Origin of the sequence: Prosthecobacter sp. (assembly GCF_044226605.1) — a bacterium.
Lineage (GTDB): Bacteria > Verrucomicrobiota > Verrucomicrobiia > Verrucomicrobiales > Verrucomicrobiaceae > Prosthecobacter.
The window spans coordinates 1-12940 of sequence record NZ_JBGAGS010000030.1 but is presented as its reverse complement, the minus strand read 5'-3'; the positions used below and the strand labels follow the sequence as shown (position 1 = coordinate 12940).

General features: G+C 58.0%; 6 protein-coding genes. 2 read left to right on the top strand and 4 right to left on the bottom strand.

Annotated elements, in window-relative coordinates:
- Positions 1–152: 152 nt before the first annotated feature.
- The 4 genes from ACILSO_RS28895 to ACILSO_RS28880 form a co-directional block, all read right to left on the bottom strand.
- On the bottom strand, positions 153–998 hold the full coding sequence (locus tag ACILSO_RS28895) for a helix-turn-helix domain-containing protein (RefSeq protein WP_395740968.1): 846 nt from the start codon (positions 996–998) through the stop codon (positions 153–155).
- 190 nt (positions 999–1188) lie between these two features.
- The gene (locus ACILSO_RS28890; RefSeq protein WP_395740967.1) at positions 1189–2247 is read right to left on the bottom strand and encodes a hypothetical protein; all 1059 of its coding nucleotides are present in this window, start codon (positions 2245–2247) and stop codon (positions 1189–1191) included.
- Between the two features lie 404 nt (positions 2248–2651).
- Positions 2652–3935: a hypothetical protein gene (locus ACILSO_RS28885; protein WP_395740966.1), complete on the bottom strand. Its 1284-nt coding sequence runs from the start codon at positions 3933–3935 to the stop codon at positions 2652–2654.
- The gene (locus ACILSO_RS28880) at positions 3932–4597 is read right to left on the bottom strand and encodes a hypothetical protein (protein WP_395740965.1); all 666 of its coding nucleotides are present in this window, start codon (positions 4595–4597) and stop codon (positions 3932–3934) included. The genes ACILSO_RS28885 and ACILSO_RS28880 overlap by 4 nt, the downstream gene beginning before the upstream one ends.
- Positions 4598–4731: 134 nt before the next feature.
- Between ACILSO_RS28880 and ACILSO_RS28875 the strand changes: the two genes are divergently transcribed.
- Positions 4732–7617, top strand: a complete 2886-nt coding sequence (locus tag ACILSO_RS28875; RefSeq protein WP_395740964.1) for an FHA domain-containing protein — start codon at positions 4732–4734, stop codon at positions 7615–7617.
- Positions 7618–7850: 233 nt separating this feature from the next.
- On the top strand, positions 7851–12940 hold a 5090-nt coding region (locus ACILSO_RS28870; RefSeq protein ID WP_395740963.1), incomplete at its 3' end, for a beta strand repeat-containing protein.

Below are 12940 nucleotides of genomic sequence, written 5' to 3'. Positions count from 1 at the left end.
CAGTCCGGGGGCAGTTGTGCGCACCCAGAGCGAGCTAAAGCTCGCGAGTACTTTACAAAAAACCCCGGAAAGGGTGGCCCAACGCGCTCAGGCTTCCTTTCCGGGGCTATGTCGTCGAAACACCGCAGAGCGGTGCACATGGCGACAAAGGGTTATGCGGCCATCAGGGCCGGTCCGCCGTGCTTCATGCGGCTGCGAAACTCCGTGGGGGACTCATCGGCGATGCGGCGGAAGCTGCGGTTGAAATGAGAGAGGCTCTGGAAGCCGACGTCGTAGGCCACTTCGGTGATGCGTGCGGCGGGCTTCATGAGCATGCGCTTGGCTTTTTCCACGCGGGCGCGGTTGACGAAATCCGTGAAGGTCAGGCCGGTGGAGCGCTTGAAGAGCTTGCAGAAGTGGAAGGGGCTGACATTGACCGCGCTGGCGACGGCTTCAAGGGACATCGGCTCGGCAAGATGCGAGTGGATGAAGGTTTTGGCATTGCGCACGGCTTCGGGCTCATGAGTGGCGGTAGCGAAGAGGAGGCGGTGTGCGCTTTCTCCAAGCTGAAGAGCAAACGACTGGAGGATCGCCAAGGCGGCCTCGTAGCGCTCGGGAGACATGACCGGCACCTGATCAAACTGGACCTTGGCACCACGGATCTCAGCGGCGGTGCGGTCTTCATCGAGAAGGGCTTTGGCCACGGGGGCGAAGGTGGCGGCGTTTGCAGGCTGAAGGCGGACGCTGCCAGTGAGCATGGTGGCGATGGTGTTTTTTCCCACGCGCACCGGAACCTTTGACTCGACCACTCCGGCCACACCTTTGCGGGTCTGAACGACTTCGATGTGCTCATCTTCACCGGCTGCTTCCAGGCTCAGCGGCAGGCTGGTCAGCGTGTGGAAGGCTTTCTGGTAGTGCCGGAACAACTCGCTGTCCGCGAGGTTCTGGATGAAACGTTGGCGGGGGGTGATGTGGGAGGAGGCAGTCAGGTTCATAGCGCGTTCGTGGTTTGTGTTCACGAGTGCTAGGATGCCCCGAGGAAAAGAATCCGATATTGTCGTCCGCTACGGTACGCATGCTGGTGAAGCACCGCAATTTTGGCATAGTGGTTTCCAGTAGTGGAGGAGGGCGCAGGGCCGCCGTACGAAGGTGAATGGAGGAATGCCCGGACCTGTTTGCTCTGCGGGGCGATTCGCAGGGCGCACTGAACTACTCCTTTTTTGGCACCAAAATCACGCGCAAGCCGAGGCGGCCGCGCCAGTGAGTGACTGTTCCGCCTTTGCCGGTGGCTATTGTCCCAGGTCCGACGGTGACGTAATTGCCGCTGACGTGAGGGGGCAGTGCTATGGCGCTATCGCCATTCAAGGCGATGGGCCAAGAAGAGTCAGGGATACGAAGGAATGCAGTTTCGGTGGAGAGGCCGGAGCTTTGGCGATCCTGGCTCCATTCGCTGAGGCCATTGGAAAAGCCCTCCATGCCAAAGGATTTTTCTTGAACCCGGCCAACACGCCACTGCTTGACGGTAGGAATCGTGTATATCGCGTTGAGTGGTCGCAGGGTCCGACCGGGCGGAACAATGTTCTTGGATTCGGCTTCGCGGTTGTTGAGAATCCCAACGAGTTCGATGGCGTCGTTGAATGAAATCTTTTCAGCGGGCCTATCGTCACCGGGTCCACCGCCTCTCATGGCTTTGTATGCTGCGGTGGATACCTCACTGCGACCGATCCAGAATCCGGTTTTGCCGTCCGGTATCCATACCATCTCAATCCCGACGCTGTTGGTGAAGTTCTTCCCGATAACGGCGCGGCTGGGGCCGAGCAGTAAAATGATTTTGCTGACTGCGGTGAGGACTGGGTCTGTTTCTTCGGGGGTGATGCCTTTGAGGCTGAGGGTGGCAAAGACTTCGGCGCTTCCCTGCTCAAAGAGTTTATTTATTTCCTCCAGCGCGTTCAGACGTTTCTGGCGCTCCGTTGTGTGTTTGTCCTTCCACGCTTTGGCACTGGCAAGCAGGATTTCTTTCGCCTGCTCGCCGTGTGTGTCCTTAGAAATCCAAACATCCATGACAAACTGCGCCTCGGCGTCCGAGAGTCTAAGAACGCGCCAGTCGGGTTGCTGCTTTTGGAGCTTGAGCACCGCTTGCTTTTCAGGGGTGTCGTCGGGAATGACGGCTGCGGCCTTCTCATTTGCCACGGAGATGGCAGCCCGGAGTTTTTTCATTTCCTCCCCGTGTTCCGCAAGCTGCTTTACCTTGTGCTGCTTGTCTTCCATCAGCCTGGCCTCCAACTCCCGCACACGAGACGCGGTGTTCTGGACAGGAGGCGGCAGAGGGCGGTGTGTCGGGTGGAAGTGACTGCTGGCTTTGGCGAAGGACGTGAGGCAAAACCCGGAGAAACTGCCGCATGCCAGTGCCAGCATAGCAGCCAGGCCTAGTTGTCCGCGTATGGGGTGAATGAAGTGCAAATTCATTGGGCGGCGTATTTTGTGTCCTTTTATCAGGTGACTTTGACCGGAGCTCTGAGCTCGAGTGCGAACATTCGAATTATCCTCGATTGTCGCAATAATGCAAGAATGTACTTAGGAGAGGTATTCATGGATGGCCAACGAAAGCGAGCGATCGCTTGCCAAGGAATTTGCAAAGATAAGGGGCATGCACTTTGCGCGCCCCTCTTTTCTCACTCCTGTTTTGGCACCAAGATTACGCGCAGCCCCAGTCGGCCGGACCAGATCGTGATGGTGCCGCGTTGACCGGTAGCTTTGGTTGCGGAGCCGCTTTCAGTGATGTTGCCTTGGGCTGTGGGAGGAAGTGCGATGGCGTCGCCGCCATTTAATGCAATAAACCAAGACGGTTCCGTGGGAACGTATGATACGGCTTTCGTGGCGAGCCGAGAGAATTGCCTGTCCTGGCTCCATTCGCTGAGGCCATTGGAAAAGCCCTTCAAGCCAAGTGTTTCCTCCTGAGTCCTGCCTATGCGCCACTGCTTGACGGTGGGAAGGGTGTATAGAGCATTGGCTGGACGCATCTTCTGGCTGGCAGGGAGGAGGGGCTTGTCCACGGTCTCCATTTTGTTGAGCGCCTCGCAGAATTCGATGGCTTCGATAAAAGAGATGCCTTCAGCGGGGCTGTCGTCGCCACCGTTGGTGCCTTTGACGGCTTTGTAGGCGGCGGAGGTGACCTCACTGCGGCCGAGCCAGAATCCGCCATCGGGTATCCAGACCATTTCCATGCCAGCGCTGTTGGTAAAGCTCACACCGGCAATGGCGCGGTTATTGCCAGGCGTTTCAATGATCTTGCGGACCTTGGCAAGGAGGGGTTCGATTTTTTCGGGGAGGATGCTGTCCAAGTTGAGATCACTGGAGGCTGAGAGACTTTCTTTGTCGAAACGGGTTTTCAGATCGGTCAGGGCAGTCTGGCGTTTCTGGCGCTCGGTGGTGCTGGAAGAAACCGCGGAGGCGCCTTTGCCTTTCCAAGTCTGGCGGCTGTTCTCAAGGATTTGAATGGCACGATCAACCTGCGTGGACTTCGAGTCCCACACTAATGCAAGGGCCTCTGCATCTGCCGGGGCGAGATCGAGAACGACCCAGCGGGGCTGCTGTTCGCGGAGTTTCAGGACGGCCTGCTTTTCCGGGCTGTTGTCGTTGCCGGCGGCGAGGGCTTTCTGCTGTGCGGTCGAGACACGGGCCTGCAGCTGCTTCCATTCCTCCTGCTTGGTCATGAGCTGTGTCTCCGCCTGCTTCTTGTCCTGCAGCAATCTGGCTTTCTGCTCCTGAATCTGGGTGCCCAGGTCAGCGGCCTTGGGTTGAAGGGGCAGGGGGCGATGAGGAGGAAGCACGGGGCCGCCGACTTTGACCGCGCGAAAGGTGGAAAGCCAGACTCCAGCCGTGCAGGCGCACAGGAGGGCCAGGAGTGCGGCGATGAGGAAGTGCCACCGCAAAGGTTGGAGAACGAGCAGGTTCATTGGGCCGTGGTTTTTATGGCCTGCTGGATCTTTGCGGCCTGCTCCTTGATTTTATTTGCGAGAGTGACTTCGGCAGCAGCAACCGCTTCACGCGCCGATTTAAGACTGCTCTCCGTGGCGCTTTGCTGGGACACAAGCTGGCCTTGCAGATCGGCTTTTTGGGCGGCAGTCAATGAGTCCTGTTCGGTTTCCCACTTCGTCTGGAGCTTTTGCAGGTCCTGCACAGCGGTGCTGGCCGTCTTGATCTTGGTGGAGGCATCGCTAGTAATGGTTTTCCACTCGGTCTTCCAAGTCACCAGATCTTTGACAGAAAGCGAGCTGGCTCCGCCTGGGAGTGCGGAACTCTCGACCATCTTCTCCGCGGTCTGGCGCTCGGTGTCTGCCGAGGCAAAAGCGGCGAGCAGCTGTTCCAGCCGCTTTTTTTCTGCAATGTAGGCCTGCTTTCTTGCTTCGGCGGAACCTATGGTGGCCTCGGTTTCGGCCAGAGTTTTCTGACCATCCTGAATTTGGGAGAGCAGGGTTGCCAGCTGAACTTCGAGTCCTTTCACCACCTGAGCCAGGCTGGCAAGCTCCTGATTCTGCGCAGCGGCCTCTGCCTGGAGGACGAGATCAGATTCCTCCCTGGCATGGAGGAGCGGCAGACCGCCGCTTGCAAAGGCCACCTTGAGGGAATGGGTGTCTCCACCATGCCTGAAATGTCCTGCAAGCGACCAACCGCAGAGAAGGGCGACCGCAAAACCAGGCAGATACAGCGCCACCGCCAAGGGAGAGCGCCAAGTGCCAGCCCCTGAGGAGGATGGTGAATCTTGGGCTGGCTGCGTCAAAAGCGACATTAGGAGTAGTTATTCATGGTGCAGCCGATTTGCAAGAGGGGCCTTCGAGTGGAAAAGGGGGCAGCCAGCTGAAGCGGAAAAACTTTCGAGTGGTGCTTGATGTTTGCATGCATCCGATCCAGCACTGGGACGTCATGCCGCGCCTTAAGGTGACTTCTCCAGCGTCTATACGAATCGAATATGAATTCGGTGAAGATGCTGTCAGCATCGGTCGTGAATTGGACAATCTGATCGTGCTGGACGACCCCAAGGCGTCAAGACATCACGCTGAAGTCGTTTTTGAAGATGGATCCTGGTGGCTAAGCGATCTCGGCTCAACCCACGGCGTGTGGATGCAGGGAAAGTCGGTGAAAAAACTGCTGCTGAAAGATCGGGACAGCTTCACCATTGGTGACCACAAGTTTCGTTTCGCTCTGCCGGCTCATGGTGGCGTGCCAGCTATCGATGGGGCCGCATCTTCTGACTCTGTGCAGCGGGGAAAAAAGCAGAAGCACAAGCGGCCGGTGCCTGCTGATGCCGCGCCGAAAGGGAGCAAAAAGAAAGCGGTGGCCGAAGAAGCACCTGCACCTGTGTCCACGCCAGAAAGTGGCGTCGTATTGGTGAATGATGGGCGGGAACCGGTGAAAAGGGAGGTGAACGAGGAAATCGTCTCCCTTCAGCCACCTGTTTCTCTTTCAGCTGAGACTTCGATCATAGCTCCTGAGGATGTCATCTCAGCGAAGGCTCCTCCAGTGGCGGAGGACGCTGTCGTCGTGGCTGAAAAAGCTGCGGTGCTTGCGAGCGCTGCGGCAGCTGGCGATGCGCCACCGGCCAAGGCTCCTGGCACGACGGATTCGGATAGGGGTGCGGATAAAAAGCCCAATTACTGGATACTCATCGGGGCGGGAATTTTTGTGCTCGCTGGGGCGATTGTTTTTCTTCCTGTGGTGGCAGCAACGAAAGGGGAGTCCAGCAAAACATCTGGAGCGGATTTACCGGCTCCGGTCAGGCCCGGGAATGCACCTGCCTCTGCAGCCAACGAGGCTCATCCGATTGCCTCTCCCTCCGATGCTGCGGCTTCAAAAGACCATGGTGCTGCCTTAGCCAGTTTGAATGCCGCGCCGTCAGGTGGCCAGTCTGCTGCTGTCGCGAAAGTTGAGCCTGCTGAAGTTCCTGCAAAAAAGCTTGAGATGCTGCTGCCTCCTCCAGCAAATGCGGACTTGCCGCCAGCGATGTCTCAGCCGCAATCCCCACTGCCCAAGGTTACCCCGAAGGCTGACCTGGCGGCTGCTCAGCCTGTCGCAATGCAGGAGATCAAGCCAAAGACTGAGATTGAGCCGAAGACCGACGACAAGGTGGAGAGCAAAAAAGAAATTCAGCCAGCGAAGCCTGAAGCAACCGCGCAAACCCAGATGGGGAAAGTCGATGTGAAGCAATCACCTTTGGTGAAGGCTGAAGGGGATGCAAAGGCTGGATTTCCATCAGGCAGGCAGTCCGATGACCTTGGCCGGATCTTGCTTCAGGAAAAGCCCGGCGGGGCCGTACATCCGCCGGTACTGAGCCCGGATTTGATGCATGTGCTGCACCTGTCTTGCCCGGATGGAGGCAATTCTGGTTTCGCCGATTTAATGCTGGATCAAAAAGTCATCCGCGCTGGCATAGAGGCGGCCAGTGCTGCCGAACTTCGGTTCTCCTCCGAGGGCTCCCAATGGATGGCGTTTGTGACGGACCGGGCGGGTCAAAAGACTCTGACGCTCCCTGATCGAAGTTACACAGTTCGCGGTCAGTTCCAGGCGGCCTTGGGCAGCAGCGACTTTTCGACGGTGGCTCATGTGGAGCGCCTGAACGATGAGGATGCCCTCTTTTTGAACGGTGTGCAGGTGTCCGCCTACAGCCACATCACAGCGCCACGCCTTGGCTGCGAGGGAAAACACTGGGCCTACATTGCCATGAAGCAGCTGGATGCGGAATGGGAGGTATTTGCTCCGGGAGAAAGGGTCGTGACGGATGCAGGGAAAAGTCCGATTCATGATCACATCAGCGAACTCACGCTGGATCGCACCGGACAGCGGGTGGCATACATCTCCCACGGCCGTCATGGGGCGCAGACTTTGTGGCTGGACGGCAAGGCTGTGTGTGAAGCGAAGCCCCGCACTGGCAGGCAGATCTCGCAGCTAACATTCGCCCCCGCAGGTTCGCGTTTCGCCTGGGTCGTGATTTCCAAAGATGGTGAAGTCGAATGTCATGCCGATGGAGGCGCTCCGCTGGTGGCCAGCGTGGCCGCGGAAAACTCCACGCCCACCATGCTTTCACGCGCGGCACCTTCGGCACGAATCATCTTTAGCGATGATGGAAAACATGTGGCGTTCGCGACGGTGGGACAGAGCGCGGTGATCGTGCTGGATGGGGCGATCCTGGGCAGATATCCTTCGGCGCAGGCGGAATCGCTTGTGTTCAGCCCAGACGGCAGCCGGCTTGCTTACGTCGCGCTGCATCCGCTCCGCGTGGTGGAAGAGAGCAGCGAGGGCATTGCTTCACAGCCACACGCGGCTGTCCTAAATGTCAACGCGACGGACGTCCACACCGCACCTGTCTCGGTGCACAAGGTGAAAGGTGGCTTTCCTGTGATAATCGGGGGATTTGGGCAGTGCCAGTTTTCCCCGGACTCTGCGCAGCTCGCCTACCTTTTTGCCCCGGCGGAGCAGCACGTGAACGGTGAGCTTAGGCGAGAATTATGGATTGATAGGCGTAAAGCCTGGACTGAATTGCAGCCTGTTGAAGCGTTTAAATGGGTGAACCGAACGAAATTGAGGCTTGCGAATCGACGTGATAACTCATTGTGGCTGGACGTTTTACGGAGTGATAACTAGTGGATGGGGACAGTGCTCTCGGTAGGTGGGATGAGTACGTTAGGAAAGATTAAACATCCTCGAGCTAGCGGAACTTGTTATTGAAATTATGTAACGGACTAGTTCTAAGTCTTAGGGGGAGAGGGTTTTGGGATAACAATTTAAACACTTTCAGCTAGACAAAAGAACCACATCTCGCCACGCTCGTGCGATTTTTTGGAAAAGGCATCCTACCCTGCTCACATACTTCCCCTATGAAACGTGCTATTCGTGAATTCAGTCTCCTTTTTGCCGCGAGCATTAGCCTTATACCGCCGTCTTACATTTTTGCCAATCCGACGGGGTTTGATCTTCAGGCTGGCCAGGTGCAGGTGCCTACAATGATCGGGAACAACCTGATCATCGACCAAACCAGTCAGGCGGCGGTGATCAACTGGACGAGCTTTTCCATCGGCTTGGGAGAAACCACGACCTTCCATCAGCCTGATGGCGGGGCCACGCTGAACCGTGTTGTCGGACTGGATCCGTCAATCATCAATGGAGCGCTTAATGCCAACGGGTCTATCTGGCTTATCAACCCCAATGGCACGCTGGTGGGCAGTGCTGGCATCATCCAGACCGGGAGCTTTCTTGCGTCCACTCTCGATGTTTCGAACGGTCAGTTCATCAATTACGCCACCGGTGCTTCGGGCTCAGTCACATTTTCAGGCTCCTCGTCAGCCAGCATCCAGAATCTCGGGCAGATTCATGCAGCAGTGGGAGACGTGATGCTTTTTGCCCGTCATGTAGACAATGCCGGCACGGTCAGCGCTCCAAATGGCACCGCTGGCATGGCCGCCGGTCAGGAAATCACCCTGGTCGAAAAAGGCACCGAGCGTATCCAGGTCAAGCCTGCGAGCGCCGGAACGGTGGGCGGAACGGGAGTGAACAACTCCGGCACCGTGGAAGCAGTGCAGGCAGAACTGAAGGCGAACGGTGGAAACATTTACTCCATGGCGGTCAACAACAGCGGCACCGTGCGTGCCACAGGGGTGGTCAGCCAGGGCGGCAAGCTCTATCTTTCCGCCGGTGGCGGTTCGGTGACGAACAGCGGCAACCTCACTGCGACCAGCGGCAGCAAGGGTGGCGACATCCAGGTCACCGGTAAGGACGTGAAGATTGCCGCGACCTCCCAGATCAACGCCAGCGGCACTGCAGGCGGTGGCCAGGTGCTCATTGGTGGAGACACTCAGGGCAAAGGCACGGTGCCGACCGCGCAGACCACAGAAGTGGAAAAGGGAGCTACGATTTCTGCTGACGCCGGACAAACAGGTGATGGTGGCAAAGTGGTTGTCTGGGCGGACAATGCTACTCTGTATCAAGGACAGATCAGCGCCAAGGGTGGTGCAGTTTCCGGCAATGGCGGGTTTGCAGAAGTGTCGGGCAAGGAGTGGCTGGGCTTTGCAGGTCTGGCAGATCTGACGGCGGCGAATGGCCTCACAGGAACCCTCTTGCTCGACCCTACGGATATCACCATCAATGGCGCAGGTGTCGATGCTGCGCCAACTTTTGGTGCATTTGGCGGCGGCAACCCTAACACCTTCAACGGCGGAGCCAACAACACCTCCACCATCTCAATCGGCACCGGTGCTGGGGACGTGAATGCCACCCTTCTCAAGCAGCTTGCCACAGCCAATGTTGTTATTTCCACGACATCTGCCGGAGCAGGTGCCGGTAACATTACTGTGAGTGGCAACATCGTTTATAACAGCGGTAATTCACTCACCCTGAACGCAGGAAATAACCTCATTCTCAGCAATCCCATCACCAACTCGGGGGCTGGTGCCGTCACCCTGACCTCGGGCGGAACAATGAGCCTCGCCGCCAACGTTTCAACGACGGGAACGGTGACCCTTACCAACACCGGGGCACTTACCCGGACGGCAGGGACGATCAGCGCAGGCACCCTCAACATATCCGGTGGTGGCGCCGTGGGTGCCAGCGGTGCTGCAAACAATCTGACTACGGCAGTGACCAGCATTGTGCTAAACAAAACGGGCGGCGCCACTTTCATCAATGAAACCGATGGCGTGGAAGTCAATGGCACCACCGGAGGTGGAGACCTGACTCTGACCGCCGCAGCGACGACCGTGAACTCTTCGGCGCTCACAACTGTGGGTGGCAATCTGACGCTGAACACCACGACTCTGGCGCTGGGCCAGAACGTGACGGGAACGAGCGTGACATTCAACAACTCTGGTGCGCTGACACGCACGGCGGGCACGGTGACCGCTACGACCTTGAACCTCACGGGCGCAGGTGCGGTTGGAGCCACGGGTGCGGCTAACAATCTTGCCACGAATGTAAGCACCATCGTGTTGAACAAGACGGGTGGCGCAAGCTTCATCAATGAGACGGATGGTGTGGAAGTCAATGGCACCACCGGTGGCGGAGACCTGACTCTGACCGCCACCGCAACGACGATCAATGGTGCGCCACTCTCTGCCCCAGGCAGCACCCTGACTCTCAATACCACAACCCTGGCGCTTTCACAAAACGTGACATCACCTCTGGTGGTCTTTAACAATTCCGGAGCACTGACTCGTACCGCAGGCACAGTGACTGCTTTCACCCTCAGCCTGAGTGGCGGTGGTGCCGTGGGTGCCAGCGGGGCTGCCAACAACCTGAACACTAGTGTGAGCACTATCTCGATCAACAAGACGGGAGGAGCCACTTTCATCAATGAGGTGGACGGCGTTGACGTCAGCGGCACCACCGGAGGTGGTGACCTGACACTGACTGCTACCGCGACAACGCTAAATACTTCTGCGCTGACCACCGTGGGTGGTAATCTGACACTGAACGCCACAACTCTTGCCCTGGGCCAGAATGTGACGGGGGCCAGCGTGACCTTCAACAATTCCGCAGCCCTGACGCGCACGGCTGGAGTGGTCAACGCAACGACTCTGAACTTGAACGGACTCGGCACAGTGGGCGCAACAGGAGCAGCGACCAGCCTGAATACCAATGTCACCAATCTTGCGTTCAGCAAAGGAGTGGGTGCTGGCAACAGCTTCATCAATGAAACGGATGGTGTCGCAATCAGCGGATCGACCGGGGGCAATCTCGATCTCACTGCCGCAGGTGCTGTGACGAATCCTGCTGCACTGACTGTGACGGGAACCACCAGTGTGAATGCTGGTGCCAATTCGATCACCCTGTCTCAAGGCACAAATGATTTCACCGGCGCGGTGACTCTTAGCTCTACAGGGGCTTCGGTGTCGATCAGTGACACCAACGCGCTGACCCTTGCCGCGCCCACTCTGGGAGCAAACACAGGCATCACCGCCATTGCAGGAACGACCCTGACGCTGCCGGCAGCGACCAATTTCAGCACCGGCACTGGCAATATTGACCTTCGCAGCAATGGGGGTGCTCTTTCTACGACAGGAACGCTGACGACTTCCTCCGGCACGATCACGCTGGTGGGTTCGACAGGATTGACCGTGAGCAATCCTCTGACTTCCACCTCAGGCAATGTGAGTCTCACCGGTGGTGCGGCAGGCGGCTTGATAGTTAGCGCAGCCACTGCAGTCAATGCAGGCTCTGGTACGATCACGATCAGTGGTGGTGGCAGTGCCATTCAGCTCAACGCCTCCACACTGACAACGACAAGCGCCAGCGCAACTGCGGTGGACATCAAGAGCGCGACAAGCGTGGCCTTGGGCAATGTGAGTGCGACAAGCGGAACGCTGCGTATCGGAACAGGTGACATCACGGGAGCAGTGACACAAAATGTGACCACGCTGCTCAATGTGGGTACTGTGCTGGGCAGCACCACAAGTTCGGTGTCTTTGGGATTGCTCAACACGATTGCGAACCTTGGAGCTTTCACGACCAACGGGGCGTTCACGCTCAATGACACGACGGGCGGTTTGAATGTGACAGGGAATCTGCTGACGAATGGAAATACAGCATCGATCACAACGGCTGGCGGAACGCTTTCCATCGGAGCTGACATCAACGCTACTGGAGCGGGGGTGACACTGGCCGGCGTGGGAATCAGCCAGACAACGGGCAAAATTTTGGCATCGACGGCAAGTCTGAATGGAGGCACGGGCACCATTGACGTGAGCCAGACCAACAATGACTTCACCGGTGCGGTCACACTCAATGCGACGGGCGCCTCCGTGGCCGTCAAAGATGTGAACGCCCTGACCCTGGCCGCACCCACCCTGGGAGCCAATACCGGCATTACTGCCATTGCAGGAACGACGCTGACGCTTCCGGCTGCAACCAATCTCAATACGGGCACGGGCAATATCGACCTGCGCAGCAACGGCGGAACTCTTTCGACAACGGGAACACTGACCACGTCATCCGGCACGATCACACTGGTGGGTTCAACGGGATTGACCGTGGGCAATGCTCTGACCTCCACATCGGGCAATATGAGCCTTACCGGCGGTCCTGTCGGTGGATTGGCGGTAAGCGCTGGCATTGCAGTCAATGCAGGTTCCGGCACGATCATTGTTAACGGCGGTGGAAGCACCATTCAGTTGAACACTTCGACGCTGACCAGCACTTCCAGCGGTGTGGCGGTGGATATTCAGAGTGCGACAACGGTGGCTCTCGGCAATGTGACTGCGACTAGTGGCACACTGCGTATCGGCACGGGTGACATCGCCGGAGCCGTGACTCAGAATGCAGCTTCAGTTCTCAACGTAAGCACAGTTCTGGGCAGCACCACGAGTTCAGTGTCTTTGGGATTGCTCAACACGATTGCGAACCTTGGAGCATTCACCAGCAACGGAGCGTTCACGCTCAACGACACGACGGGAGGCCTGAACGTGACGGGGGCAGTGACGACGACCAACAACGGACTGGCGAGCATCACGACGACCGGGGGCAACCTTGCGGTGACAACGGGCAGCGTGGCAGGAGCGGGAGTGACGCTGATCATCACGGGCCTGAACGACATCACACTGGCGGGCAATGTGAATGGCAATGCCGGAACGGTGACGCTGACCTCGGGCCAGGCAATCAGCCAGAGCGCGGGAGTGCTTAACACGACCGGGACACTGACCGGTTCCGCAACCACCACGGTGTCGCTGAACCAGTTGAACACGGTGGCGAACCTTGGAGCGTTCACCAGCAACGGAGCATTCACGCTCAATGACACGACGGGCGGCCTGAATGTGACGGGGGCAGTGACGACGACCAACAACGGGGTGGCGAGCATCACGACGACCGGGGGCAACCTGGCGGTGACAACGGGCAGCGTGGCAGGAGCAGGAGTGACGCTGATCACCACGGGCCTGAACGACATCACGCTGGCGGGCAACGTGAACGGCAACGCTGGAAC